Origin of the sequence: Martelella mangrovi, assembly GCF_040545495.1 — a bacterium.
Lineage (GTDB): Bacteria > Pseudomonadota > Alphaproteobacteria > Rhizobiales > Rhizobiaceae > Martelella > Martelella mangrovi.
Genome location: NZ_JBEPLY010000014.1, coordinates 80,632 through 107,053 on the forward strand (window position 1 = coordinate 80,632; position 26,422 = coordinate 107,053).

At 60.9% G+C, this 26,422-nt stretch carries 20 protein-coding genes and 1 other RNA gene; 14 read left to right on the forward strand and 7 right to left on the reverse strand.

What is annotated here, in order from left to right; translation table 11 throughout:
- Window positions 1–60 precede the first annotated feature (60 nt).
- The 3 genes from ABID12_RS17475 (at window position 61) to prfB (ending at window position 5,232) form a co-directional block, all read left to right on the forward strand.
- Window positions 61–1,320: an N-acetylmuramoyl-L-alanine amidase gene (locus ABID12_RS17475; RefSeq protein ID WP_354435413.1), complete on the forward strand. Its 1,260-nt coding sequence runs from the start codon at window positions 61–63 to the stop codon at window positions 1,318–1,320.
- Between the two features lie 230 nt (window positions 1,321–1,550).
- Entirely contained in the window at window positions 1,551–4,001 is a 2,451-nt protein-coding gene (locus ABID12_RS17480) for a penicillin-binding protein 1A (protein WP_106301433.1), read from the forward strand.
- A gap of 99 nt (window positions 4,002–4,100) precedes the next feature.
- Window positions 4,101–5,232, forward strand: a protein-coding gene (prfB, locus tag ABID12_RS17485) for a peptide chain release factor 2 (RefSeq protein ID WP_354435414.1) whose coding sequence is annotated in 2 segments (ribosomal slippage) — window positions 4,101–4,169 and window positions 4,171–5,232 — 1,131 coding nt in all. Because the reading frame shifts where the segments join, the coding sequence is not laid out codon by codon here.
- Between the two features lie 414 nt (window positions 5,233–5,646).
- On the opposite strand, the gene ABID12_RS17490 is transcribed toward prfB, so the two are convergent.
- The 7 genes from ABID12_RS17490 to ftsH form a co-directional block, all read right to left on the reverse strand.
- A complete protein-coding gene (locus tag ABID12_RS17490; protein ID WP_106301426.1) occupies window positions 5,647–6,843 on the reverse strand; it encodes a lytic murein transglycosylase in 1,197 nt (398 codons plus the stop codon).
- Between the two features lie 87 nt (window positions 6,844–6,930).
- Window positions 6,931–7,623: a class I SAM-dependent methyltransferase gene (locus tag ABID12_RS17495; protein ID WP_354435415.1), complete on the reverse strand. Its 693-nt coding sequence runs from the start codon at window positions 7,621–7,623 to the stop codon at window positions 6,931–6,933.
- Window position 7,624: 1 nt separating this feature from the next.
- Window positions 7,625–8,872, reverse strand: coding sequence for a BtaA family protein (locus ABID12_RS17500; protein WP_354435416.1), 1,248 nt, complete (start codon window positions 8,870–8,872; stop codon window positions 7,625–7,627).
- A gap of 122 nt (window positions 8,873–8,994) precedes the next feature.
- Complete coding sequence (locus ABID12_RS17505; protein WP_354435417.1) at window positions 8,995–9,630, reverse strand: hypothetical protein; 636 nt, start codon at window positions 9,628–9,630, stop codon at window positions 8,995–8,997.
- 50 nt (window positions 9,631–9,680) lie between these two features.
- Window positions 9,681–10,895 carry a pyrophosphate--fructose-6-phosphate 1-phosphotransferase gene (locus tag ABID12_RS17510; RefSeq protein ID WP_354435418.1) on the reverse strand — a complete coding sequence of 405 codons (1,215 nt, stop codon included), beginning with the start codon at window positions 10,893–10,895 and terminating at the stop codon, window positions 9,681–9,683.
- 201 nt (window positions 10,896–11,096) lie between these two features.
- On the reverse strand, window positions 11,097–12,479 hold the full coding sequence (locus tag ABID12_RS17515; protein WP_354435419.1) for an autotransporter outer membrane beta-barrel domain-containing protein: 1,383 nt from the start codon (window positions 12,477–12,479) through the stop codon (window positions 11,097–11,099).
- A 479-nt stretch (window positions 12,480–12,958) separates the two neighbouring features.
- On the reverse strand, window positions 12,959–14,788 hold the full coding sequence (ftsH, locus tag ABID12_RS17520) for an ATP-dependent zinc metalloprotease FtsH (protein WP_354435420.1): 1,830 nt from the start codon (window positions 14,786–14,788) through the stop codon (window positions 12,959–12,961).
- Window positions 14,789–15,028: 240 nt separating this feature from the next.
- On the opposite strand from ftsH, the gene ABID12_RS17525 reads away from it, so the two are divergent.
- The 11 genes from ABID12_RS17525 to mraY all read left to right on the forward strand — a co-directional run bounded on the left by ABID12_RS17525 (window position 15,029) and on the right by mraY (window position 26,416).
- Complete coding sequence (locus ABID12_RS17525) at window positions 15,029–15,739, forward strand: TerB family tellurite resistance protein (protein ID WP_354435421.1); 711 nt, start codon at window positions 15,029–15,031, stop codon at window positions 15,737–15,739.
- Between the two features lie 124 nt (window positions 15,740–15,863).
- A complete protein-coding gene (locus ABID12_RS17530; protein WP_354435422.1) occupies window positions 15,864–16,430 on the forward strand; it encodes a DUF1176 domain-containing protein in 567 nt (188 codons plus the stop codon).
- A gap of 177 nt (window positions 16,431–16,607) precedes the next feature.
- Window positions 16,608–17,795, forward strand: a complete 1,188-nt coding sequence (locus ABID12_RS17535) for an NAD(P)/FAD-dependent oxidoreductase (protein WP_354435423.1) — start codon at window positions 16,608–16,610, stop codon at window positions 17,793–17,795.
- Between the two features lie 61 nt (window positions 17,796–17,856).
- Window positions 17,857–18,287: RNase P RNA component class A (gene rnpB / locus ABID12_RS17540), an RNA gene on the forward strand.
- A 367-nt stretch (window positions 18,288–18,654) separates the two neighbouring features.
- Window positions 18,655–19,092 (forward strand): division/cell wall cluster transcriptional repressor MraZ, encoded by a 438-nt coding sequence (mraZ, locus tag ABID12_RS17545; protein ID WP_106301406.1) that lies wholly within the window; start codon window positions 18,655–18,657, stop codon window positions 19,090–19,092.
- 17 nt (window positions 19,093–19,109) lie between these two features.
- Window positions 19,110–20,138 carry a 16S rRNA (cytosine(1402)-N(4))-methyltransferase RsmH gene (rsmH, locus tag ABID12_RS17550; RefSeq protein ID WP_354435424.1) on the forward strand — a complete coding sequence of 343 codons (1,029 nt, stop codon included), beginning with the start codon at window positions 19,110–19,112 and terminating at the stop codon, window positions 20,136–20,138.
- Window positions 20,138–20,515 (forward strand): cell division protein FtsL, encoded by a 378-nt coding sequence (gene ftsL / locus ABID12_RS17555; protein WP_106301400.1) that lies wholly within the window; start codon window positions 20,138–20,140, stop codon window positions 20,513–20,515. The genes rsmH and ftsL overlap by 1 nt, the downstream gene beginning before the upstream one ends.
- Window positions 20,512–22,257: a peptidoglycan D,D-transpeptidase FtsI family protein gene (locus tag ABID12_RS17560; protein WP_354435425.1), complete on the forward strand. Its 1,746-nt coding sequence runs from the start codon at window positions 20,512–20,514 to the stop codon at window positions 22,255–22,257. The genes ftsL and ABID12_RS17560 overlap by 4 nt, the downstream gene beginning before the upstream one ends.
- Window positions 22,258–22,316: 59 nt before the next feature.
- The gene (locus ABID12_RS17565) at window positions 22,317–23,780 is read left to right on the forward strand and encodes a UDP-N-acetylmuramoyl-L-alanyl-D-glutamate--2,6-diaminopimelate ligase (RefSeq protein ID WP_354435426.1); all 1,464 of its coding nucleotides are present in this window, start codon (window positions 22,317–22,319) and stop codon (window positions 23,778–23,780) included.
- Window positions 23,777–25,183: a UDP-N-acetylmuramoylalanyl-D-glutamyl-2,6-diaminopimelate--D-alanyl-D-alanine ligase gene (locus ABID12_RS17570; protein ID WP_354435427.1), complete on the forward strand. Its 1,407-nt coding sequence runs from the start codon at window positions 23,777–23,779 to the stop codon at window positions 25,181–25,183. The genes ABID12_RS17565 and ABID12_RS17570 overlap by 4 nt, the downstream gene beginning before the upstream one ends.
- A gap of 132 nt (window positions 25,184–25,315) precedes the next feature.
- Window positions 25,316–26,416 (forward strand): phospho-N-acetylmuramoyl-pentapeptide-transferase, encoded by a 1,101-nt coding sequence (gene mraY / locus ABID12_RS17575; protein WP_106301388.1) that lies wholly within the window; start codon window positions 25,316–25,318, stop codon window positions 26,414–26,416.
- The last annotated feature ends 6 nt before the right edge of the window (window positions 26,417–26,422 follow it).

Sequence of the window (26,422 nt, forward strand, 5' to 3'; positions counted from 1 at the left end):
CATCCGTACACGAATTAATTGTAATTCGCGCGGGTTTTCTGCATTCAATTGAGAGGTGGCATGACGGAAAGGGATGGAACCGGCATCGTAAATCTGCGCGATCACGCATTTGCCGTTCTTGTTGCAGCGATCGGTTCGTTCCTGTTTTTCGCGGCGCTGATTGCGGCTTCGCCTGCGTTTGCCAGTGCCGAAGACGAAGACAGCGCTGCGCCGCTGATCGCCTATAATGCGCTGCTGGTGGGCGATGATGCGCGTGCGCGTCTTATCGTTGATTTCGACCGCGAACCCGAATTCAGCTATCACTATCTCAAGGACCCGGCCCGTCTGGTGATCACGCTGCCCAGCACGGCCTTCGGTTTTTCCGCCGATGCGCTCGAGCCGCGCGGCATCGTCAGCAATGTGCGTTATGGCGCCACAGGTCCCGGCCAGTCGCGCATCGTGCTGTCGGCGCGTGAGCCGATCCAGATGACGCTCGGGGAAGTCCGCCAGGAGGAAAGTTCCGGCGCGCGGCTGGTGATCGATCTGGCGATTGCCGACGATGACCGCTTCGAAGCGCTGCTGGCAAGCCAGGCCCCGGAACCGGACAACAGTTTCACCGACAGGCTTTCAATGCCCGATAGCGACGGCACCTATGTTGTGGCCGTCGATGCCGGCCATGGCGGTATCGATACCGGAGCGATCGGTGAGGATACCAAGACGCTCGAAAAGACGATTACGCTTGATTTTGCCCGCGCCTTTGCAAAACGGCTGGCAGAAGAACCGGGCTTCGAACCGTTCCTGACGCGGGATTCCGATGTCTATCTTTCGCTTTCGAAGCGGGTGGAGCTTGCCCGCCAGCATGGCGCGGACCTGTTTATCTCGTTTCACGCGGATTCGCTCAACCAGTCCAACATTTCCGGCGCCACCGTCTATACGCTTTCCGACCGGGCTTCCGACCGGCTGGCCGCAGCCCTTGCCCGGCGCGAAAACCTGTCGAACGAGATCATGGGAATCAAGGCCGATGACGAGCCGGAGGAGGTGACCGACATTCTCCTCGATCTGACGCGCCGCGAAACCCAGAGTTTTTCGATTTCTCTTGCCGATACGGTGGTGTCCTCCTTCGAAGGACAGATCGGGCTGATCAACAATCCCCACCGGTTTGCAGGCTTCATGGTGCTGCGGGCGCCCGACATTCCGTCGATCCTGCTGGAGATCGGTTTTCTCTCCAATCCCGAGGACGAGAAACGCATGCTCGATCCTGAATGGCGTGACCGGCTGGTCGACAGGCTGGTGGAGGCGGTGCGCCGTTATCGCAGTCCGCTCGTCTCGGGTGGCAAATGAGCAACGTTGCTGCCGGAATAGGCCGAAGGGCAGAAGGATATTCAAGGGGCGTCGCAAAAAGCGCACATTCATTGTAAAAAGGTGACCTGGGTGTTTCCATTCCGGCCTTTGAGCGGTATCTGCGGTCAACTGAAGATTTGGCCGCAGGCGCCACGAAGGCCGAAGCAGAACCGTGCGCATAACGTGCAGACTGCCAGCCTCGCCAGAGACAGGGTTCAATAAACGTGAATTTGATCAAGCTCATCGGATATCTTTTCGGTCTCGCCTGCGCTCTTTTCGTCGTGGTGGCGATCGGTGTCGGAATTTATCTGAACAATGTCGCCAAGGACCTGCCGGATTACGAGGTGCTTGCCCAGTACACCCCGCCCGTCACCACACGCATCTATGCCGGCAATGGCGAGCTGATGGCCGAATACGCCCATGAACGCCGCCTGTTCCTGCCCATCGATGCGGTGCCGATGCGGGTGCGCGGCGCGTTCTTGTCGGCGGAAGACAAGAATTTCTATTCCCATCCCGGCGTCGATGTTGTCGGTCTTGGCCGCGCGATCATCACCAATGTCCGCAACATGGGCACCGGCCGCCGTCCCGTCGGCGCCTCGACGATCACACAGCAGGTTGCCAAGAACTTCCTCCTGAGTTCCGATCAGACCATCGAGCGCAAGGTCAAGGAAGCCATCCTGTCTTTCCGCATTGAGCGGGCTTATTCGAAGGACACCATCCTCGAACTCTACCTCAACGAGGTCTATTTCGGCCTGAATGCCTATGGCATCGCCGATGCGGCGCTCACCTATTTCGACAAGCCGGTTTCCGATCTGACGATTTCCGAAAGCGCCTATCTGGCGGCCGTGCTCAAGGGACCGGCCAATTACGACCCGTATCGTCACCCCGAAGCGGCCACCGAACGCCGCAACTGGGTTATCAGCCGGATGGCCGAAAACGGCTATATCACCGCCGAAGAGGCCGAGGTGGCGCGCGCCGAACCGCTCGGCGTCGTTTCCACCCATCGCAGCCGGCCGATTGCCGGTGACGAATATTTTGCCGAAGCGGTTCGTCGTGAGCTGAAGGACGATTACGGCGAGGAAATGCTGTATGAGGGCGGGCTTTCGGTGCGCACTTCGCTGGATCCGAAGATGCAGCTCTACGCACAAAAGGCGCTGCGCGACGGCCTGATCAAGTATGACGAGGCTGCCGGCTTCCGTGGACCCATCGACGAGATTTCGATGTCCGGCGACTGGGGCCCGGCGCTCTCCAAGATTCAACCGCTCTGGGATGTGCAGAACTGGAAGGTCGCGGTTGTGCTGGGCGTCAGCGCCGATGGCGCCGAGATCGGTATCCGTCCGCAGATCGATGCCGGTGGCAATGTCGACAGTGCGCGCAATACCGGCTTCATCCCGGCCGACAACATGAAATGGGCTTATCGCTTTCTTGAGAAGGGCAAGCCCAACGCGAAAAGCCCGGAAGGCGTTCTGAAGCCCGGCGACGTCGTCTATGTGGAAGAAACGGATGAGGGCGATACCTACCGCTTGCGCCAGGTGCCGAAAGTGCAGGGCGGCCTCGTTGCCATGGACCCGCAGACCGGCCGTGTGCTGGCGATGGTCGGCGGCTTTGCCTTCTCCCAGAGCCAGTTCAACCGGGCGACACAGGCCTATCGCCAGCCCGGCTCCTCGTTCAAGCCGTTCGTCTATGCCGCGGCGCTGGACAATGGCTACACCCCGGCCTCGGTGGTGATGGATGCCCCGATCGAGATCCAGTCCGGCGGTGAGCTTTGGAAGCCACAGAACTACGCCGGCGGATTTTCCGGTCCGCAGACGCTCAGAACCGGTATCGAAAAATCCAAGAACCTGATGACCGTGCGTCTGGCCAATGACCTCGGCATGGATGTCGTCGCCGACTATGCCGACCGTTTCGGCATCTACGATCATATGGACCCGGTGCTGGCCATGGCCCTTGGCTCCGGCGAGACCTCGGTGATGCGTATGGTGTCTGCCTATGCGGTGATCGCCAATGGCGGCAAGCAGGTCAATCCGACGCTGATCGACCGTATTCAGGATCGCTACGGCGAAACGATCTTCAAGCATGAGGAACGCATCTGCGAGAATTGCAACGCGCCGGAATGGACCGGTCAGGCCGAACCGATCCTGATCGATGATCGTCAGCAGGTGCTCGATCCGATGACGGCCTACCAGATCACCTCGATGATGGAAGGTGTCGTCCAGCGCGGTACGGCGGCAAGCGCCGTGAACCTGGATCGTCCCGTTGCCGGCAAGACCGGCACCACCAATGACGAGAAGGATGCCTGGTTCGTCGGCTTTACCCCGAACCTCGTTGCCGGGCTTTATGTCGGCTTCGACCAGCCGGCGACCCTTGGCCATCACGGGACCGGCGGCGGCCTTGCCGCACCGATCTTCAACGAATTCATGACCGATGCGCTGAAGCAGTTGCCGAAGGAAAACTTCATCGAGCCGGAAGGCATGACCAATGTTCTGGTCAATCGCTCGACCGGCATGCGGGCCAGCGGTTCCGGCGCCGGCGTGATCGTCGAGGCCTTCAAGCCCGGTACCGGTCCGGCCGAGGCGCTCGATATCATCGATATGGACGGCTATGTGCCGCCAGCGCAGATCCTCAGGGATTCCTCTCAGGCCAACAAGGCGATCTCGACCGGTTCGAGCGGCCTCTACTAAGCATAGGCTTGAAAGGCAGGGCGGGGTTTACATCCGCGCCTTGCCCGCTTATTCACCGGCTTCATCACAGAACCGATTTTTCAAGAAGCAGAAAGAACCATGCGCGCGGAAATCGAATCCATCGTCGACGAAACCAAGCAGGCCGTAACCCTGCTGAGGAGGCATCTTTGACTGGGATCAGGCAATCAAACGGCTGGACTGGCTGAACAACAGGGCTGAAGACCCCAATATCTGGAACGATGCCAGCGAGGCGCAGAAGCTGATGCGCGAACGCCAGCTTCTGGATGACGGTATCTCATCGGTGCGCCGCATCGAAACCGAGCTTTCCGACAATATCGAGCTGATCGAGCTTGGCGAGGAGGAAGGCGACGACGAGGTGGTGAAGGATGCCGAGGAAAGCCTGAAGAAGCTTCTTGCCGAGGCCGAGCGCCAGCAGGTCGAGGCCATGCTCTCGGGCGAAGCGGATTCCAACGACACCTATCTCGAAGTCCATTCCGGCGCCGGCGGTACGGAAAGCCAGGACTGGGCCAACATGCTGTTGCGCATGTATATCCGCTGGGCCGAGCGCCAGGGGTTCAAGGTCGAGGTGATGGAAGTTCATGACGGGGAAGAGGCCGGCATCAAGTCGGCGACCATCCACGTCAAGGGGCACAATGCCTATGGCTGGCTGAAGACCGAATCGGGCGTTCATCGTCTGGTCCGCATCTCGCCCTATGACAGCAATGCGCGTCGCCACACATCGTTCTCCTCGGTCTGGGTTTATCCGGTGATCGATGATTCCATCGATATCGAAGTGAATGAAAGCGACTGCCGGATCGATACCTATCGCGCCTCCGGTGCCGGCGGACAGCACGTCAACACCACGGACTCTGCCGTGCGCATCACCCACATTCCGACCGGGATTGTGGTGCAGTGCCAGCAGGAACGCTCCCAGCACAAGAACCGGGCCAAGGCCTGGGACATGCTGCGTGCCCGTCTTTACGAGGCGGAGCTGCAAAAGCGCGAGGAAGCGGCAAGCCAGGAAGCGGCCTCCAAGACCGATATCGGCTGGGGCCACCAGATCCGCTCCTATGTTCTCCAGCCCTATCAGCTGGTGAAGGACCTCAGAACCGGCGTTGAAAGCACATCGCCGTCGGATGTTCTCGATGGCGCGCTGAGCCCGTTCATGGAAGCAGCCCTTGCACATCGCATCGAGGGCGGCGCAGGAGCGGCGGTCGAGGATATCGACTGAGTGCCGGCTGGTGTTTGGCGAAGAGCTGACCGTGGCTAACGCGTTGGTCTTTCGAACCGGCTCTAAACGCTGACGGAAGATTCATATCGGCGTCGTCAAAGCCCGATTGTCCCGAATAAAAAACAGGCCGCCCCGGACCCGGGAGCGGTCTTTCTGTTTGTTGACAGACCCGCCCACACACACCGCGTCATCCTCCGGCTTGACCGGAGGATCCAGGGCCATACGACGAGCGTCTGCGAAAAATATTCACGATCAATGGTTTGGGTGAATTGGATGCTCGGGTCGAGCCCGAGCATGACACCCCGTGGGAGGGCAGGTTCACGTATAAACCTCTTCGTCCGGCGCATTGCCGGCAAATAAAAAAGACCGCCCCGGAACCCCGGAGCGGTCTTTTGTTGTTATTGCTCTGCGGCTTTATCGCAAAGCCTGCAGCAATTGCGGCGTGGGCCAGCCATCGGCCGGAATGCCGAGCTGCATCTGGACCGAACGGACTGCATCGCGGGTGCCGGCGCCGAGAATGCCGTCGACCTTGCCAACATCGAAGCCCTTGCGCGACAGGATCGTCTGAAGCTGCTTCATCTGGCTGTCGGAAAGGCCCGGCTCGGGCTTGCCCTTGTCATAGGCCGGCGCGCCTTCAAACCGTGTTGCGAAATAGGCGACCGATGTCGTGTAGATGAAGGACTGGTTCCACTCCAGATAAACGTTGAAATTCGGATAGGCGAGGAAAGCCGGTCCGAAACGGCCCTGCGGCAGCAGAAGCGATGCCGGCAGTCTGGAGAAGCGGGTATTGCCGTCGCGCGGCTGAACGCCGAGATTGAACCACTGGCCGGCTGTCATGCCGCCGCCGAAACCGGTTTTGTCCCAGGGCAGGTCCTGCGGCAGGCGGACTTCCTGAATCCAGGGTTCGCCGGCGCGCCAGCCAAGGCTGCGGATGAAGTTTGCCGCCGTCAGAAGGGCGTCGGGCGAGCTCTTCTTGACGCGCACATGGCCGTCGCCATCGCCGTCGACGCCGTAGCGGATGATATCTTCGGGCAGCATCTGTACCTGGCCGAGTTCACCGGCCCAGGCGCCGGTTTCCGTTGCCGGGTCGAAGTCGCCGTGCTGGGTCATTTCGATCAGCGCCAGCAGCTGCGGACGGAAGATGTGCGGGCGGCGGCAGTCATAGGAAAGCGTCACCAGCGCATTGCGGGTGTTGAAATTGCCCTGAACGGCGCCGAAATCGGTTTCCATCGCCCAGAACGCGGTCAGCACACCGGCCGGCACGCCGAATTCGCGGCGCGCGCGGTCGAACGTGCTGGAATATTGCTGAATTTTCCGCTTGCCGGTGTTGAGGCGGGAGCTGCTGCCGGTGCGCTGCGAGAATTCCAGGAATGTCTGTTTGAAAACGCCCTGCGCGCGGTCCATCTGCAACACCTTGTTGCTGACGGAGGCGCCGGAGAGAACGGCGTCTGCGGCGCTTGCCGAAAGGCCGCGCTGTACGGCCTCGGATTTCACGCCCGACAGGAAGCGCGAAAAATCGCCGCCACATTGCTGTGCCGCAACGGCGGAGCCGGCGAAGAGTGATGTGAGACCGGCGGCCACCACAACCGCGCGGATGGTCCTTGAAATCATGGGCGTCTCCTTAAAAACTGTCAGCCAGCCACAAGCAGCGGGCTGCAAAATTGCCCCGCAACCTATACCGAACCGCCTAAACTTTCATTAAGACGGCACTGAAGCAAGCCTTGCTGACGGTTGAAGACGCCTGATCTGGCCATGCCAGGCATAGCCGCGGCCAATGGTTTCAAAGTGAAAGCTACAGCCGGTGCGGGTTGCAGCTTCCGCCTGAAGCACGGCGTGAAGTCTGGCGCGCGGGGTGACGTGAAAGCGCCCGAGCCACCGGTGCAGGCCGGACTTCAGCCAGTGCGGCAAGCCCTCCTGCTGGCCGAAATCGACAACATGAAGCGATCCCCCGTCATTCAGCGCATCAAGGGCTGCGGCAACAGCCAGACGCCATTGCGGGATCATCGAAAGCGCATAGGAGATCACGATCCGGTCAAATCCCTCGACACCGAAACAGCCGGCGCGGAAGTGACAGGCATCAGCGGCGAGAAACACCGGCGGGTCGGGCCGGTGCGCGAACCCGGCGCGCGCCGAGATCAGCATCTCCTCGGAAATGTCGAGGCCGTAGAGCCGCGCATCGGGATAGCGGGCGGCAATCTTTTTCAGGTTGCGCCCGGTGCCGCAGGCAATTTCGAGCACCGAACCGCCGGGCGGCACGGCAAGGCCGTTGATCATCCGGTCGCGGCCGAAAAGATAGTATTTCCGGGTGAGGTCGTAGATGTGCCGCTGATGGCGATACATTGCATCCATGGCCGCAGCCTGATTGCCGGCCGTTTGCTGCTGATCGGCCATCTCAGACTTTCTCATAGATGTGGAAGCCGCCGTAAATCGCCGAGCGGTCCATGATCGCAAGTTCGCGCGATGTCGCCTCCAGATAGCGCCATGCGGCTCCGGTTTCGGGCGTCAGGCGGCCTTCAATGACGGAGGGCTCGGCGGCCGTGCGGAAAATCACGCGTGCCTGCGGGCGGGCCGTGCGGGTGATCTGGCGCCAGAGATCGTTCAACTGGCCGTCATTCATCCAGTCCTGGGCATCAAGCAGCACATAACGGTCGACGCTTGCCGCAGGCTTTTCACAAAGCAGTTCGGTGACGCTTGTGTGATGGACCGTGGCACGGCCTGCATTGTCGCGGATCATCGGGAAGGCCTGCGCCTGCAGATAGGTCGGCAAAGGTCCCGCGCCATCGCTCGGATAGCTGCGGGCAAAGGCCTGCCACGCGAAATAATTGTCCTTCAGGGAAAAATGGCAGGCGAGCTTTTCCAACCGGTGGCACAGAACGGAGGCGAGCGTCCCGTCGGTGCTGGCACTGGCCAGCTCCTCATACTGGCGGGGCGGGATGCCGAGCCCAAACAGCGAAGATTTGCGCGACGTGGTCCAGCGGATCAGCGGCTTGTCGAACAGCGGCGCGATCTTTTCCTGAAAGAACCGTCTCTGCTCGCGCAGCGACTGCGCCTCGGTCAGTTCGGAAATCTTCACGCCGTGCAGACGGGCAACCATATGGCCTGCGCCGATGAAATGACCGAGCAGGCCGGTGCGGTAGATATTGCGCTCGAACACCGTGATGCGTCTGCGGCCGAGACTGTCGCGACTTTCCCAGTATCGGCGCGTTGCCGGATCGAGATGCGGAGCGATATGGGTGTCATAGTCGCGTATGCTGCCTTTGACCCCATTGCCGAAGAGGCGCAGCACGGCGGCATGATCGGGCAGGTGGGCAAAGGCGTTGAGTTTCAGCCGGTTAAGCGCAATGTGATGGGTGTTGAGGTCAACGACATCGATATGTTCGGGCGCACGGGTGAGGTAGGCGAGCACGTTGCAGCCGCCGGAACCGATTGTCACGACCCGGTGTTGCGGGCCGAGCGCCATTGCCGCGATGTCGATATCCGGGTCCTCCCAGATCTGAGGATAGACCAGACCGGAAAACAGCAGGCCGAACAACCGTTCGGAAAGCCCTTCCTTGGAAAACGCCTTGTGCTGCAGCAGGGCTGCATTGAGACGGCCCGTAGCTGTGGTGGTGTTGGGAAGATTTTCCTCGGCTGCGCTCATCTGCGGCTCCGTCATTGCCGGTGTTTCCGGCAAAGGCGCCGGTCCCCTTCAGTCTGACGGGTAGAGATGTTCTGCTAAGTTTTGATGACGGCGGGCCGCAATCCACAGGCCGGCGGTGGTGTTTACGCGGCGTCCTGGCGAAAACGGGCGGAAACACGCGGCAGGCCGGAGCGCAGCAGTTTGGCGATCCGTGCCTGCCGCGAACGATCAAGCCGCCGGTTGACGCGGGCAAGCAGAGCGCGGGCAAACACGGCGTAGACCACCAGCGCCAGCAGGCTTGCGCCAATATGGGCAAATGCAAACATCCCGAGTGTTTCTTGGCCGGGCAATTGCGCCGGCACAAAGAAGATCGCCGTTGCTGCCGCCAGCAGGATATCGGTCACGGGACGGGTATCGAAACGGATACCGAACCAGAGGCGGGAAAAAACGGTCTTTGCGGGGAGGTTGTCGTTGCCGGCAAGCGGCGAGGGCTGTCTCAGCGCCAAGACCCGCCGTGCCGCAAAGAGCGCCAGAAAGATGCAGGCCGCGACCGCGGCAAGCGCGCGACCGTCCGGCATCGTGTAGACAAGAGCAATCGCCGCGCCAAGTCCGGCCGCAAAGAATACGGCCCTGACGGCGATGATGCCCATTCCCATCGACAGGCTTGCTTTCAGACCGCGCTGACACTGCCACTTCGCAAATTCAAGCATCCGGCTTGAAGGAACGAGAAAGGTCGCGAAAGCCAGCACGGCATAGAGAGCCGCGTTTTCTACAGTCACTCGGGATCCTCCATCCGCAGCACCCATAAAAGCCCTGCGGTATGAAAAGGTCAATCGGCAGGCGCGAAATCCTGGCCGATTTCTTCCATGACGCCCGCAAACCAGGGGGTCGAGAGGTCGAAATGACCGCCGCCCTCGATCCGGTCGAACTCGATCGTGCGCAGCTGACCGTTGCGCTCGACATCATGGCCCGTGACGCCGGAAACGCCGTCAAGCGCGCTTTCAACGGCAAGGTCCACCATCGAATGGATGAGCCTGAGATCGTCGCCATTGGCCGGCGCCGAGCGCGCGTAATAGCCGGATTTCTGCACCAGTGCGCGCTCTGCACCCAGCAGGTCGGCGAACTGCTTGGCAAACCAGTTGCCGACATTGATGGTATCGAGTTTCACATGGCCGAAGGCATCGCGGGCAACATCGGCGCCTGCCGCTTCACGTTCGGCGATGATGGCATCGAGGCATGCGCCTTCGGAGACGAAAAGCGAGACGGTGCCGTTGCGGCTCATGACCGCTTTCAGCCGCTCGGTTTCCGCCTCGAGGTCGAAAGCGGCCTCGGGCAGGTAAACGCCGTCTATCATCTCCATGGCCGGGTTCATCAGCATGCCGTCGACATATTCGACGGTTTTCAACCGCTCCAGATAGGCACGCGCGGTTGCAGCCGTCAGCCATCCGCAATTGCGGCCCATCACCTCGTGGACGATCAGCGTGCGCGGGGAAGCGCTCTGCTCGTTCGAGATATTGTCGAAAAAGGCGGCGCCGTATTCGGCTGCCGTCAGCGCGCCAAGGGTCTGGCGGATCGGCTTGACGTCGTTATCGACGGTCTTGGGCAGCCCGACCACGGTGAGATCGTAGCCATTGCTCTTGAGATAGGCCGCCAGATCGGCTGCGGTGGTGTTGGTGTCGTCGCCGCCAATGGTGTGGAGAATGGTGACGCCGTCTTCGGTCAACCGTTCGGCCGCGACCTTGAGCGGATCCTCGCCTGCGCCCACCAGACCGCGCTTTTCGCAATCCTTCTGGTTTGTCAGCTTCACCCGGCTGTTGCCGATGGGCGAGCCGCCAAAGCGGTGCAGCAGATGGGCCTTCTCGCGGATCGCCGGCGTGATCGGCATGCTGTCGCCGGTCAGAAGCCCGGTATAGCCCGAACGATAGGCGATGATTTCGGCTTCGGGCGCGATATCGGAGTAACGCTCTATCAGTCCGCCCACGGCGGAGGAAAGACAGGGAGCAAGCCCCCCGGCGGTGAGCATTGCAACCTTCTGGCTCGACATATCAATCCTTCCATCAAATCGGGTGGGAGTATCAACTGAATATGCGACATGGATGCGACAGGAGAGGGCGGCCTGTAAAGCCTGAAAACGAATAAAATCGGGGATTTGCGGCCACTGGTGAACAAGATCGGGACTAAACCGATTGAACCGGCAATGGCGCGGCAACCCGGAACAGGGGGCGTTTTTTCCCGCTGTAGCTCGCTAGAATCTGAGCCTCAGACCGACATTGCCGCCATAGCCGTGAGAACCGGTATTGAAACCGGAGAAGGTGGTGACTTCACCGAAGGCCGAGACCTGACGTTTGCCGACCTGCAATTTGATTGAGCCGCCAATGCCGAGCTCGCCGGTGATGTCGCTCGGCTCGGAGGAGAAATCATGCAGGTTGCCGGAGCTTTCGAGAAACTCGTTCCGCAGGTTGATCAGCCCGTAGACGCTGGCGGAGCGGGCCTCGCCGTTTGTGTTTTTCCAGCTGCTTTGCTTCTCAATCGTCAGTCCGGCCCGTCCGGAAAGGCTTTTGCCGCCCGACAGCCCGTCGGCTTCACCAAGCGGGCCGGAGAAACGTTCGATATCAAGGGCGGAAAACAGCAATTGCGCCTGGGGAACCAGCGACCATTCATCGGTAATGCCGATGGCCTGCCCGACCTCCAGCGAAAGCGCATAGCCCAGGGCGTGATTTTGATGATGCGCCTTGAACGGGCCAGATGACTGCAGCGTAGTGGAATAGCGGGTGTGGGAGAGATGCGTATCTGCATAAAACCCGTTCGATCCCAGCCAGAGAACGGTGGCGCCGATCCCGTAGGCGTCGGACTGCATCGTCGTCAGGCCGAGGCGCGAGCTGATTTTGCTCTCTCCGGACTGATAATGCGCACTGAGGCCGGCAATCAGCACACCCGATTCATGATCGAGAAACAGGCCATCGATCCCGCCCTGCATGATGAAGCTGGACATCTTGTAGCTGACATCCGGATTGCCGGGGCGTGGTTCGAATATGTAGCGTTCGCCGGCGAACCGGCCCCAGACGGCATCAAGCGCCGGGCTTGAGGCAAGCGCGCCGGTGTCGTCATAACGTCCGCCGGTGCGCACCTTGAACGAGGGTAAGCGGGTCATGGCCATCAGCATGGAGGGGTAGGCCTGGAAATGCGGCAAGACCGGTGATCGTTCGGCCACCGGGTTGAGCCGCGCCACATCCAGTGTCGTCGATCTTCTGGACAAGGGGCCAAGCTGCGAGCCCGGGGGCATGACATCCGGATTGTTGATATCGCTGAACGGACCCGTGCCGGGCGGACGTCTCTTGAAAACCCGATTGATCTGGTAGGCGCCCATCAAGAATCCGCCGGATGTGATCTGTGGCGCGCGGGCGCCCTTGATGGCGGTGGCGGCGGCCGGTGCCGGATCGTCAGCGACTGCGCAGACATTGCTGCCGGAACCGGCATTCGGACAGTCGTCATTTGCCTGTGCTAAGCCGGGGAAAACGGCGCCGGCCATGGCGAGAGCGCCGGTCAGTGCGATTGGCCGCAGGCGGCCGAACCGGCGCAACGGCCACATATCTTCATCAGTTTTTCCGTGCCCCGATACCTTTCGCATTGTTTGCCCTTTATCCGTAACTAGGAATAGAGAGGCATATAAGTTTAAATTGCAATATAACTTGTATAATTTGATTTATGTTTATGTAAAAATTGTAATTCTGGAATTTAAGTTACATATAAATAGAAATATATAAAAGTATACTACGTATTTTACATCTGTTTTTACACGAAAATGCCAACGGGCGGCATGAGGGTTGCCGCCCGTCATACTGCCTACAAAGCTCGCCCCGCTCTCCTTCGTCACCCTCGGGCTTGACCCGAGGGTCTAAGCACGCATGAACGCGACAAGCGTATCGGAAAAAATAAATTTAAAACAATCTATTATGGACCACCAACGCCGCTCGTGCTGAGCGGTGATTAGATCCTCGGGTCAAGCCCGAGGATGACGTCCGTAAAAAGGATAGCTTTGTCAGCAGTCTGAACGGGCGGCATGAAAGGTGCCGCCCGTTTCAGATCTATCGGTTTGAAATCAGACGCTCAGGAGAAGAAACGCGCCTGCGCCAGCGGCTGCTGGACCAATGGCGGGAAATCATCAGGGGTGATGGTTTCCTTGTCGAGCAGCATGCGGGCGCCGTCGTCGAGGTCCTTGCGGCGTTGGCTGAGAACCGCCTTGGCGCGTTCATAGGCCTCGTCGATCAGTTTGCGGATGGCAAGGTCGACCTCGCGGGCCGTGACGTCGGAATAGTCCTTCGGCTTGCCCATGGCGGGGCCGCTTTCCAGATATTGCGCGCGCTGCTGTTCCAGCGCCGTCTGGCCGATATCGGGGTCCATGCCGAAGCTCATCACGTATTGCTTGGCGATGTCGGTGACGCGGGCGAGGTCATCGGAAGCGCCGGTGGAGATTTCGCCATAGACGAGGTCTTCGGCCGCGCGGCCGGCCAGCAGCACCACCATGCGGTCGCGCAATTCGCCCGCGGTGATCAGGAACCGGTCCTCGGTCGGCCGCTGCATGGTGTAGCCGAGCGCGCCGATCGAGCGGGGAATGATCGAGATCTTGTGCACCGGATCGGTCTTGGGCAGGGCGGCGGCGGCCAGCGCATGGCCCATTTCGTGGAAAGCGACGCGCTCGCGCTCATCGGGGTTCAGCAGCCGGCCCCGGCGTTCGGAGCCGGCGACAATGCGCTCGACGGCCAGGGTGAAGTCGTCCATGGTCACATATTCGCCGTCGCGCCGGGTGGCGAAGATCGCGGCCTCGTTGACCAGATTGGCCAGATCGGCGCCGGAAAAGCCGGGTGTCAGAGCCGCGACTTCATCGGCGCTGACTTCTTCGGTCAGCTTCACCTTCTTCATGTGAACGGCGAGAATGGCCGCGCGGCCTTCCCGGTCCGGTCGGTCCATCACCACCTGACGGTCGAAACGGCCTGCGCGGGTGAGCGCCGGGTCGAGTACTTCCGGGCGGTTGGTGGCGGCCAGAATGACGATGCCGGCGGAGGGATCGAAACCATCCAGCTCCACCAGAAGCTGGTTCAGCGTCTGTTCCTTCTCGTCATTTCCACCGCCGCCGAAGGAATTGCGTGCGCGGCCAAGCGCATCGAGTTCGTCGATGAAGATGATGCAGGGGGCCATTTCGCGGGCCTGCTTGAACAGGTCGCGCACGCGCGCCGCGCCGACGCCGACGAACATTTCGACGAATTCCGAGCCGGAAATCGAGAAGAATGTCACGTCCGCCTCACCGGCCACCGCCTTGGCAATCAGCGTCTTGCCGGTGCCGGGCGGGCCGACAAGCAGCAGACCCTTGGGGATGCGCGCGCCGAGCCGGCCGAACTTGTCGCGCTCGGTCAGAAACGAGACGACCTCTTTCAACTCTGTCTTGGCCTCGTCGGCGCCGGCGACATCGTCGAAGGTGACGCCGGTTCTGCGCTCGACATAGATTTTCGCCTTGGACTTGCCGACATTCATCATGCCGCCAAGGCCCATGCCCTGCTTTTCCGCGAATTTGCGGAAGAACCATGCCCAGATCGCGAAGAAGATGACGATCGGCAGCACCCAGGACAGGATCTTCGTCAGCATGCTGTGATCGGGAACGCCGGTCACGTCTACCTTGTACTTGTCGAAATCGACCGCGAGTTCCTGGGGAACGCGGTAGGTGACGAAGTATTCCTTGCCGTCGATGGCGCTCTTGAACTGGCCCTGGATGGTGTTGTCGGCGATCGCGACGGACTGAACCTGGCCCTTCTCGATATAATTGATCATTTCGGAATAACTGATCTGGGCGACGTCGCGCGACGTAAACCACATCTGGAAGCCGATGATGACCAGAAAGGCCAACAGAAAATAGCCAATATTGAATGTATTCTTGCGTTCCATCGGTCAAACTCCCCTGCGGCACGTCCTTGCGGCCTAGTCTATAGCCGCGGCTTTGCGTTGCAGGCAATTGCAAAACGCACGCGCTATGCGGTCACCGCAGGTCCGCGGGGCGTTGGATGGTATCGAAGCCGTCGCGAAAAAGTGAGATTGAACCGATCGGTTCGACTTGCGCCGGCGATGTTTTTTGTTCAATCTGTCAGGACGTGAAAAGGCGGTGATTCAACGCCGGGAGACTGTCGAATGTCATTTTGGGAAAAGCTGGTCAATTTCGTCAGTCAATCCGCCGGCAATGTGCTGACGAGCGTTGTCGAAGCCGTGCGGACTCTGTTCGAAGGCGACCCCGAAACACGCCGGCAGGTTGCCTTCTCGGTCTCGCTCATTGCGCTTTCGGCCAAGATGGCCAAGGCCGACGGTTTCGTGACCATCGAGGAAGTTGACGCTTTTCACGAGATTTTCGAAATCCCGGAAGGCGAGCGGGACAATGTTGCCCGTCTCTACAATCTGGCGCGTCAGGATATTGCCGGTTACGAGGCTTATGCCCAAAAGCTGAAGCACCTTTGTGCCGAAGGCGATGAAGGTTGCCCGCTTCTGGAGGAAATCGTCGACGGGCTGTTCCACATCGCCAAGGCGGATGGCGCCGTACATGAAAAGGAACTCGCCTTTCTGGCGCGTGTTGCCGAGATTTTCGGCATCAGCGAAGCGCGGTTCACCGCGATCTGCGCCCGTCATATGGAGATGGGCGACCGTGACCCCTATGGTGTTCTCGGGGTTTCGCGCAGTGATGATTTCAAGACCATCCGCTCGCGTTACCGGGCGCTGGTGGCTGAAAATCATCCCGACCGGCTGATCGCGCGCGGTGTTCCGAAGGAGTTCCATGCCGCCGCCAATGACCGGATGGCGCGCATCAACGCGGCCTATGAGGAAATCGAGCGTGAACGCAAGGCGGCCTGAGGTGGCTCTGCGCACCTTCTGTGCCTTGCCTCTGGCGTTTGCCGTTTTCGCAAGTGCTGCTGCGGGGAATGCTGCCGAAAAGAATGCGGACGAAAAGGGAGCGGACGACGCGCGGGCGTTGGTCATGGCCCTGCATCCTGAATATTGCGATGCCGATCTGAGCACCCGTTTTGATGGGCTCGACGTTATCGCCTATCCGGTTGCCTGGAGCGAGGCTGACTATCAGGGCACGCCGGTGGCGCATTCCGGCACGCTTTATCAGGTCAATTGTTATGTCGGCGCCTATAATCTGGTCGTCGCCTTCGTCATGAACCTTGACGACAGTGATGGCGACGGGTTGCAGCCGGTGTCCTTTGCTGTTCCGGATTTCACGCTGGACTATGCCGAAGATGACGAAACCCGCACGCAGCTTGCGCAGGCGCCTGTCGTGAATGGTTTCGCCACCGAGGCTCTGCTCATCAATCCCGACTTCGACCCCGACACCAACACCATTTCGATATTCGAGAAATGGCGCGGGCTGGGGGATGCCTATTCAGCGGGTAAGTGGACCCTGGAAAACGGCCGCTTCGTGCTGAAGCATTATGTGATCGATCCGATCTACGAGGCCAATCTCGATAATCCGCCCGAGGAACTGTCTGAGCAGAACTTCGTTCTCTATGATGCAGGGCAGGGCACGGCGCACCGTCCTTGAGCGAGCGCAAACGGCTAGCATCGGCGCTGTGCTACTGACACCGCAGCCACGGAGCGGGACAAGGTTTTTCTTGCAAATGTCCCGGTCCTTGCTCAAGCTTCCGCAACCTTGCTCAAAAGCGACCTGGCGCGCGGCGAAACGGACCTGTTCGCCGGGCAGCGGGATACAGAGGGGTCTATGACTGCACATTTCAGGACGATGATCGTCGGGCGTGGCCTGATGGGTTCGGCTGCCGCGCGCCATCTGGCGGGCCTGCAGGACGGCGTTGCCGTGATCGGGCCGGACGAGCCCGCCGACAAGGCAAACCACACCGGCGTTTTCGCCAGCCATTACGACGAGGGGCGGATTACCCGGACCATTGACCGCGATCCCGTCTGGGCGCGTCTGGCCAATCGCTCGATTGCGCGTTACCGCGATATCGAACGCGAAAGCGGCATTGAGGTGTTCAACGAGGTCGGGGCGCTGATTGTCGGACCGGGGCGCTCGCGCGGGAAATACGTGGAAACGATCATGGCGGCGGCTGACAGCTGCGGCGCCGCCGCGGAGATCGTCGATGCCGGGGGACTGGTCGAGAAATTCCCTTACTTCGAATTTGCAAAGAAGACGGAAGGTGTCCTTGAGGCCTCCGGGGCCGGCTTCATTTCGCCGCGCCGCATGGTGGCCGCGCAGACCATCCTGGCCAAAAAGGCCGGTGCGACGGTGATCAAGGCGACCGTGACGAAGGTGCGCGAAAACGGCAATGGCGTCCGCGTCGAAACCGCTGACGGCGCGGTCTATACCGCAGATCAGGTGCTGGTTGCAGCCGGCGGTTTTTCCATCAACCCGGACCTGCTGCCGGGCCATCTCGACCTGACCGTTTTTGCCCGCACGGTCGCCTATTTCGAGGTCGGCGAGGAAGAAGCTGAAACGCTTTCGGCCATGCCCAGCCTGATCTACAAGCCGGAATTCGATGTCGATGGTGTCTATCTTCTGCCGCCGATCCGCTATCCCGATGGCCGTTTCTACATCAAGATCGGCGGCGATCCGGACGACGTGCCGCTTGAAACCGAGGCGGATGTGCGCGCCTGGTTCAAGTCGCGCGGCACCAATGCCACCCGCGAGCATCTGACCCGCATTCTGTGTGACCTGATGCCGGGCATTCGCGTGCTGGAATCAACGACGGGCACCTGCGTCACGTCCTATTCGCCGTCGGGCTATCCGATGATCGGCTTTTCGCCGTCGGACAGGATTGCGGTGCTGACGGCCGGTTGCGGGGCAGGCGCCAAGAGTTCGGATGAAATCGGCCGGCTCGGTGCCGTTTTGATGGCAGGCGGGCAGCTTGCCGACGAGGGCTACGGCGTCGATTTCGCGCCCTCCTTTTCCTGATTGATCGTCACGGCAGCGAAACGGCTTCCCTTCTGCGGCAAAACCCATTAGGACGTCCGCACCAGTTGGCCGGGCGGCCGCGCTGTGCCAATGCCGAAAGGCGGCACGGTGAGGAAAGTCCGGGCTCCACGGAAACACGGTGCCGGAGAAAGTCCGGCGGGGGCGACCCCAGGGACAGTGCCACAGAAAGCAAACCGCCCCGCTTTCAGACCGCTTGTGAAAGATACGCAAGCGGTCTGATGGCGGGGTAAGGGTGAAAGGGTGGGGTAAGAGCCCACCGCGCCGGCGGCAACGTCAGGCGGCACGGTAAACCCCACCGGGAGCAAAACCGAATAGGGATGACGCGGCGCTTGTCGCCAGCCTGTTTCCAGGCCGGTCATCCGGGTGGGTTGCGAGAGGCAGTGCGCAAGTGCTGTCCCAGATGAATGGCCGCCACGTTCTGCGGGAAACTGCAGAGCCTTACAGAACCCGGCTTACAGGCCAACTGGTCCATTTTTCTTTGTTCTGGCCCGTTTTGGGACCAGCCGCCACGTCTCGTTTCCGAGGCGTGGCGTTTTTTATTTCCATAATATTTTCAGTCTTTTGCAGGCGAAAGCTTTCGTTAATAGCCGGTTGGTAGAATCGACGTTTGAAAAGCGTTTCCGACGTGGTTAATAGCAGGTTGTCCCATTGACGCCCAATTCTGCCCATGTTATCCCATTTACCAAGAGTTCGCCGCCTGCGGCATATGGGTGGCAAATCAGTTCTAAGTCTTTGCATTTCGTGCTGAATTCGCCCTTTGGGCGAAGCGGGTTTCTTGTGTCTTTTTGGGGAAGGGCTGTCGGACGAAGGCTGCCAAAGTCTTCGGTGGTTTTGCGTCATGAACCGGTTTCTTTCCAATGCGACCAAGAAGATCGATGCGAAGGGGAGGGTCTCTGTGCCTGCGGTTTTCCGCACGGTTCTGGCCGAAAGAAAGATTGCGGAGCTCTACTGCTTCCAGGATTTCATCTTCCCCGCCATTTCCATCGGTGGTCCCGATCTTCTCGACCGCTTCGAGCGGCAGATCGATCAGGAGGACCCGTTTTCGGCAGACGCGAACAGCATGTCGCTGCTGATCCATGGTGGCGGTGTGTTTGCGAAACTCGATGCCGAGGGACGGTTGATGATCACGGATTTCATCCGCGACTTCACCGGCATCGACAAGGAGGTCACTTTCGTGGGTCGGGCGGACCACTTCCAGCTTTGGGAGCCGCAGGCCTTTCAGGAGGCGCAGGCCGAGGCGCGCAGGGCGCGTTTTCAGCAACGCGCAGGCGGTTGAATAAACGAGGGAACGGAATGTCGGGGACATTTGGCATGGCGGATGCCAATGGCGGACCGGTTCGCCACATTCCGGTGATGCTTGCCGAGGTGCGGGGCGCACTTGCCCCGGCACCCGGCAAGATTATTCTGGACGGAACCTTCGGCGCCGGCGGTTATTCGAAAGCGCTGCTTGATGCCGGGGCAACCGTCATCGGTCTCGACCGGGACCCAAACGCCATCGCGGCGGCAGCCGAAATGCGGGCTGCCTATGGCGATCGCCTGCAGCTTCACCACACCCAATTTTCTGTGCTCGATCAGTTTGCGCCGGCAGAAGGCCTCGACGGTGTCGTGCTCGATATTGGCGTCTCCTCGATGCAGATCGATGAGGCCGAACGCGGGTTTTCGTTCCAGAAGAACGGGCCGCTCGACATGCGCATGTCGGGTGAGGGCGTTTCGGCGGCCGACGTCGTCAACCGCGCCAAGGTGAATGACCTGACCCGGATCTTCGGCATTCTCGGCGAGGAAAAGAACGCCGGCCGCATCGCCCGCGCCATCGAAAAACGCCGTCAGGAAGAGCCGTTTGCCACCACCCGCGATCTGGCCGGTCTGATCGAAATCGTCACGCCACGCCGCGCCAAGGACAAGATCCATCCGGCAACCCGCGTGTTCCAGGCCCTTCGTGTTTATGTGAATGACGAGCTTGGCGAACTGGCCGGCGCACTGCTTGCCGCAGAGCGCAGCCTGAAGCCCGGCGGCGTGCTGGCCGTCGTCACCTTTCATTCGCTGGAAGACCGGATCGTCAAGCAGTTCATCGCGGCGCGCCTCGGCAAGGCCGGCGGTTCGCGTCACCTGCCGGCAGTCGAACCGGCGCCGGCTCTTTTCAGTCAGCCGGGCAAGGCGATGATCTCTGCCAGCGAGGCCGAGGCCGCCGAAAACCCGCGTGCGCGCTCCGCCAAGCTCAGGGCCGCGATCCGCACGGATGTTCCCGCACCGGCAACCGGGCTTGATGCTTTCGGTCTGCCGGCTCTTGCCGATCTTTCCTGCCTTGGAGGTTACGAGAACTGATGCTGCGTCCGCTCGATCTCATTCTCATTCTGGCCATGGTGGTGACGGCGACCGTCACCTACACGATCAAATACAGCGCCGAGGCGACGCTCGACGAGGTGCGCAGTCTCGATGACCAGATCGCGCTTGAGGAAAACACGATCGACCTTCTGAAGGCCGATGAGGCCCTGTTGACGCAGCCCGCGCGCATGGCGCGGCTGTCGGAATATTTTTCCGCCGAGCTTGGCCTTGAACCCGCCGAGCCCGAGCAGATCGCAACCCTCGATCAGCTTCCGCCGATTGCGCCCGAACCTCAGCCGGAAGACCTTCCGCCGCTGATGGCCGGGGATGCGCCCGACGGCACGGATCTCGTCATAACCGGATCGGTGAACCCATGATGAAACTTGCCAGCATCTTCAAGAAAAAGACCGAAGCGAAGCGCGCCGATGCCAGCGAGGCAGCCACCCCGCAGACCGATGTGTTCCAGGGAACGGCCAAGAAGCGCGTCAGTCTTGCGCGCAGCCGCGTCGCTTTCGTCACGGTCGCCTTTGTTGCCGTCTATGCCGTGATCGGCGGCAGGCTGGTGCATTATTCGCTGGCCAAGGAAGACGGAACCGTGGCGCGCGCGGCCGCACCGCTGACGCTTGCCCGCCGTCCCGATATCGTCGACCGCAACGGCGCCATCATGGCAACCGACGTGCGGATGATGTCGCTTTATGCTGACCCCTCGATGATCACCAGTGCGGACGATGTCCTGGAAGCGCTGAAGCCGATCTTTCCCGATCTCGATGTCAAGCGCGCCTACCGTCTGCTGCGGTCCAGAGGCGAATTCGTCTGGCTGAAGCGTCAGATCACGCCCAGACAGCAGAGCCAGGTGCTGGCAGCCGGCGTGCCGGGTGTCGGTTTCCGTCCCGAAGTGCGCCGCTTTTATCCGGGTGGCCCCGAGGCGGCTCATATTCTGGGGCTTGTCGATATCGACAACAGGGGGCTGTCCGGCATCGAACGCTACATGGACAAGACCGACGGCATTTCCGGCCTGATGGGCCTTGGCCTGACCGGGTCGATGGGGCTGAAGCCCTTCGAGGTCTCGCTTGATCTGAGGGCGGAAAGCATTGTCCGCGATACGCTGGTTCGCGGCGTTGAAAAATTCGAGGCGCTGGGCGCGACCGGGATCATCCTGAGGGCCGATACCGGCGAAGTCGTGGCGCTGGCGTCATACCCGGATTTCGACCCCAATAACCCGCCGCCGGCCAGCGACAAGCGGATGCTCAACCACGCGATTACCGGCGTTTACGAGATGGGCTCGACCTTCAAGCTGTTCACGCTTGCGATGGGGCTGGAATCCGGAAAGTTTAACCTGCAGAGCATGGTTGACGCCAAGACCCCGCTTTATTTCGGTTCGTCGCGTATCGGTGACGACCACGCCCAGAACCGGATCCTGACCTATCCGGAGGTCTTCACCTATTCCTCCAATATCGGCGCTTCGCGCATTGCCGGCGCCGTCGGGCCCGACTACCAGAAGAATTTCCTCGAAAAGCTTGGCCTGCTGGACCGCATCGAAACCGAGATAGGCGGTTCGGGCACGCCGCAGAAGCCGCAGAAATGGGGCGGCGTTTTCTCCGCGACCGTTTCCTTTGGTCAGGGCATCACCACCACGCCGTTGCAGACGGCAGCTGCTGCGGCCGCCATCATCAACGGTGGCAAGCTGATGCCGCCGACCTTCCTGCCGCGCACGCCGGAAGAGGCCGACCGCGCCGCCACGCGGGTGATTTCCGAGGACACCAGCGACAAGATGCGCTACCTGCTGCGCCTGAACGGAACCGAGGGTTCCGGCCGCAACGGACAGGTGCCCGGCTATCGCGTCGGCGCCAAGACCGGAACGGCGGAAAAGATTATCGACGGCAAATATGCCCACGACCATAATTTCAACGCCTTTCTTGCCGCATTTCCGATGGACGATCCCGAATATGTCGTTCTCGTCACCATCGATGATCCGAAGAAGGTCGAAGGTGTTCCCGGCCGGACGGCCGCCTGGAATGCCGGTCCGATGACGGGCGAGATCATCCGCCGCACGGCCCCGATTCTCGGCGTCGACCCCGATTTCGGGGAAGACGGCAATGCCCGGCTTGCGGCATACTGAGGTATGATTCCGGTCGGTGCGGTTTTCGAATCGGCCGGACAGAACGGAAGAGATTGAAAATGCTGATGCGCGCGCTGGCCGGAACGGCCTTTCCCGAACTGAATGCGGCTCTGGCCGGGCGCGCCGGTGCAATCGAGATCACCGGGATTGCTGCCGACAGCCGCAAGGTTGAACCCGGCATGCTGTTCGTTGCCGTTGCCGGCACCAGGGCCGATGGCGCTGCCTTCATAAACGATGCGGCTGAAAAGGGCGCTGTAGTCGCCGTCAGCGCCTCAAATGTCGACAATGCGAGCATTCCCGTTCTGCAGGTCGAAAACCCGCGCCTGTTTCTGGCGCTTGCCGCCGCGCGGTTTTACGGGGCGCAGCCGAAGACCATGGTGGCTGTCACGGGCACGGCCGGCAAGACCTCCGTTGCGTCGTTCACCCGTCAGATCTGGGCCTTTGCCGGACATCCCGCTGCGATGATCGGAACCACCGGCGTGATCGCGCCCGGCCGCAAGGATTACGGCGCGCTGACCACGCCCGATCCGGTCGTGCTGCACGCGCTTCTGGCCGAGCTTGCCGAAAACGGTGTGACCCATGCGGCAATGGAGGCCTCCAGTCACGGCCTCGACCAGTACCGCCTTGACGGTGTGACGCTTGCCGCCGCCGGTTTCACCAATCTCGGCCGCGATCACATGGATTACCACCCGACGGTGGAGAGCTATTTCGGTGCCAAGATGCACCTCTTCGACCGGGTCCTGCCGCGCGGCGCGCCGGCGGTCATCAATGCCGATGACGAATGGTCGATGCGCGCTGCCGAAGCCGCGAAGGCGGCCGGTCACAAGGTGCTGACGGTTGGGCGCAACGGCGATTTTCTGACGCTCAAACGCGTCGAGCAGAAGCGCGATAGCCAGTTTGCCGAAGTTCTGCACGAGGGCACGATCCACGAGGTGCGGTTGCCGCTTGCCGGTGAATTTCAGATTTCCAACGCGCTTGTCGCTGCCGGCCTTGCGATCGCCACCGGTGTTTCGGCGAAGGACGCGCTTGCCGCCCTTGAAAAGCTTGAGGGCGCCGATGGCCGTCTGCAGCTTGCCGGCAAGGCGAAAAACGGCGCGCTGGCCTATGTCGATTATGCCCACAAGCCGGATGCGCTGGAAAAGGTTCTGGCCGCAGTCCGCCCGTTTACCACCGGGCGTGTCGTGGTGGTGTTCGGTTGCGGCGGTGACCGGGACAAGGGCAAGCGACCGATCATGGGCGAGATCGCCACGCGGCTGGCCGATATCGTGATTGTCACCGATGACAATCCGCGTTCGGAGGAACCGGCGGTGATCCGTTCGGAAATCATGGCTGCCGCGCCCGTCGCCGTCGAGATCGGCGATCGCCGTGAAGCCATCATCCATGCAGCCGGTCTGTTGAAACAGGGCGACACGCTGATTGTCGCCGGCAAGGGCCATGAGGAAGGGCAGACGGCCGGTGGCATCACCCGCCCGTTCTCCGATCTGGCTGAAGTGAAAAAGGCACTGGAGGGTACGCAATCGTGAGTTTGCTATGGACATCAGCCGAAATGGTCACGGCCATGGACGGCCGTCCCGTCGGTGAACTGCCGGAAGGCGTGAACGGAATTTCAATCGACAGCCGCACGATCGCGCCCGGTGAAGCGTTCTTCGCCATTACCGGCGACAGGGTGGACGGTCATTCCTTTGCAGGCCACGCTGCGGCCAATGGCGCGGGCATGCTGGTGATCTCGGAAGCGAAACTGCCCGCTCTGGGACGTCTGACCTGCCCGATGATCGTGGTTGACGACGTGCTGGAGGCGATGGTGCGCCTTGCCGCGGCCTCAAGGGCACGCGTTGCCGGCCGGATCATTGCCGTCACCGGCTCGGTCGGCAAGACCAGCACCAAGGAAATGATTGCGCGCGGGCTGAAGGCCTCGGGCAAGGTTCATGCGGCGGTGGCCTCGTTCAACAATCACTGGGGCGTGCCGCTGACACTGGCGCGCATGCCGGCCGATACCGAATTCGGCGTGTTCGAAATCGGCATGAACCATTCCGGCGAAATCCGTCCGCTGACCAAGCTGGTTCGCCCGCATGTGGCGGTGGTGACCACGGTTGCGCCGGTCCATATCGGCAATTTTTCCGGCATCCGCGAAATAGCAGCCGCCAAGGCGGAGATTTTCGAGGGACTGGAGCCCGATGGCGCTGCCATTATCAACCGCGATATCGATGAATTCGAACATCTGGCGCGGGCGGCGAAAAACTGCGGCGCGCAGATCGTTTCCTTCGGCGAGCACGCCAAGGCGCTGTTCCGTCTTCTCGACTACCGCACCATTGGCGACAAGGGGCATGTGCAGGCGCTGCTGGGAACCGAGGAACCGGTTGCCTTCAATCTGGGCCTTGCCGGCCAGCATATGGCGGAAAACGCGCTGGCGGCACTTGCTGCGATCTCGATGGCGGGCGGCGATGCCCATGCCGCGCTCGAAGCGCTTGAAACCGCAGAACAGTTGAAGGGGCGGGGGCTGCGCCAGCAGCTGGCCATCGGCGATGGTACCGTCACCCTGATCGATGAAAGCTATAACGCCAATCCGGCGTCGATGCGGGCCGCACTTGAACTGCTGGGGGCGGGAAACCAGGGCGGCCGCAGGATCGCCATACTCGGCGATATGCTCGAACTCGGCGATTATGCCGAAGACGCGCATGAGGCGCTTGCCGGGCCGGTGGTATCCTCCGGTGTCACGGATGTCTGGCTTGCCGGAGAGCATGTGAAGGCGCTGCGCGATGCCCTGCCGGAAAGCATTGTTGTGGAATATCGGGAGAATGCCGAAGAACTGGCCGAATTCGCCGCCGGTGCGCTCGCGGCCGGTGATACGGTGATGGTAAAGTCGTCCAATGGTTCGGGATTCGGCAAGATTGTCGCGAAACTGGTCGATACCTATCCCGCACGGTGATAAACCGCGCATAAACATTTTCGTGGTAAACAGACGTTTGAGATACCGCGCAAAACGCAATTCTGAGACGCCGGTTGCGGCCCGTTCAGGGCCTGACCCGGCGTATTTCGCCGTCGCTGGAAAGGGGCGTTCATGCTGATTTGGCTTGTGGAGTTGTCCGACAGGTTCCAGTTTTTCAATCTGTTCCGCTATATCACGTTTCGCTCCGGCGCGGCCGTCTTTACCTCGGCGCTGATCGTCTTTCTGTTCGGACCCCGGATTATCGCCGCGCTGCGCATCCGCCAGGGCAAGGGGCAGCCGATTCGCGCCGACGGGCCGCAGACCCATTTCAAGAAGGCAGGCACGCCGACCATGGGCGGGCTGATGATTCTTGCCGGCATTGTCGGCTCCGCACTTTTGTGGGCCGATCTGTCCAATGCCTATGTGGTCGCGACCCTGCTGGTAACGCTGGGTTTCGGCGCGATCGGCTTTTATGACGACTACCTCAAGGTCACCAAGCAGTCGGACAAGGGATTTTCCGGCCGGCGCCGGCTGTTTTTCGAATTCGTCATTGCCGGTGTTGCGGTCGCCTTCATGATGTATGCCGCCAATCTGGCTTCGATTGACGGGGCGACGCTGGGCTCCGCGCTGACCTTCCCCTTCTTCAAGGATGTGATCATCGATCTTGGCTGGTTCTTCATTCCCTTCGGCGCTTTCGTGATCGTCGCCGCCGGCAATTCGGTGAACCTGACCGACGGTCTCGACGGATTGGCGACCGTGCCGGTGATCATTGCCTCCGGTTCGTTTGCGCTGATCGCCTATGTCGTCGGCAACTCCGTGTTCGCAAGCTACCTGCAGATCAATTACGTGCCGGGCACCGGCGAACTCGTGGTGCTGCTGTCGGCTGTGATCGGCGCCTGCATGGGCTTTTTGTGGTTCAACGCCCCGCCGGCCGCCATCTTCATGGGCGATACCGGCTCGCTGGCGCTTGGCGGGCTGATCGGCTCGGTCGCTGTTGCCACCAAGCATGAAATCGTGATGGCGATCATCTGCGGTCTGTTCGTGCTCGAGGCGCTGTCCGTCATCATTCAGGTGGCGGTGTACAAGAAGACCGCCAAACGGGTGTTCCTGATGGCGCCGATCCACCACCATTTCGAAAAGCTCGGCTGGACCGAAAGCCAGGTGGTGATCCGGTTCTGGATCATTTCCTTCGGTCTGGCCATGATCGGCCTTTCGACCCTGAAACTGCGATAGGAAAAT

Bases quoted from the DNA above. Each gene is read 5' to 3' on its own strand.
- ABID12_RS17475 (WP_354435413.1), top strand. From the start codon at position 61: ATGACGGAAAGGGATGGAACCGGCATCGTAAATCTGCGCGATCACGCA.
- ABID12_RS17490 (WP_106301426.1), bottom strand. From the start codon at position 6,843: ATGATTTCAAGGACCATCCGCGCGGTTGTGGTGGCCGCCGGTCTCACA.
- ABID12_RS17495 (WP_354435415.1), bottom strand. From the start codon at position 7,623: ATGGCCGATCAGCAGCAAACGGCCGGCAATCAGGCTGCGGCCATGGAT.
- ABID12_RS17500 (WP_354435416.1), bottom strand. From the start codon at position 8,872: ATGAGCGCAGCCGAGGAAAATCTTCCCAACACCACCACAGCTACGGGC.
- ABID12_RS17510 (WP_354435418.1), bottom strand. From the start codon at position 10,895: ATGTCGAGCCAGAAGGTTGCAATGCTCACCGCCGGGGGGCTTGCTCCC.
- ABID12_RS17515 (WP_354435419.1), bottom strand. From the start codon at position 12,479: ATGCGAAAGGTATCGGGGCACGGAAAAACTGATGAAGATATGTGGCCG.
- ftsH (WP_354435420.1), bottom strand. From the start codon at position 14,788: ATGGAACGCAAGAATACATTCAATATTGGCTATTTTCTGTTGGCCTTT.
- ABID12_RS17525 (WP_354435421.1), top strand. From the start codon at position 15,029: ATGTCATTTTGGGAAAAGCTGGTCAATTTCGTCAGTCAATCCGCCGGC.
- ABID12_RS17530 (WP_354435422.1), top strand. From the start codon at position 15,864: ATGGCCCTGCATCCTGAATATTGCGATGCCGATCTGAGCACCCGTTTT.
- ABID12_RS17535 (WP_354435423.1), top strand. From the start codon at position 16,608: ATGACTGCACATTTCAGGACGATGATCGTCGGGCGTGGCCTGATGGGT.
- mraZ (WP_106301406.1), top strand. From the start codon at position 18,655: ATGAACCGGTTTCTTTCCAATGCGACCAAGAAGATCGATGCGAAGGGG.
- rsmH (WP_354435424.1), top strand. From the start codon at position 19,110: ATGTCGGGGACATTTGGCATGGCGGATGCCAATGGCGGACCGGTTCGC.
- ftsL (WP_106301400.1), top strand. From the start codon at position 20,138: ATGCTGCGTCCGCTCGATCTCATTCTCATTCTGGCCATGGTGGTGACG.
- ABID12_RS17560 (WP_354435425.1), top strand. From the start codon at position 20,512: ATGATGAAACTTGCCAGCATCTTCAAGAAAAAGACCGAAGCGAAGCGC.
- ABID12_RS17565 (WP_354435426.1), top strand. From the start codon at position 22,317: ATGCTGATGCGCGCGCTGGCCGGAACGGCCTTTCCCGAACTGAATGCG.
- mraY (WP_106301388.1), top strand. From the start codon at position 25,316: ATGCTGATTTGGCTTGTGGAGTTGTCCGACAGGTTCCAGTTTTTCAAT.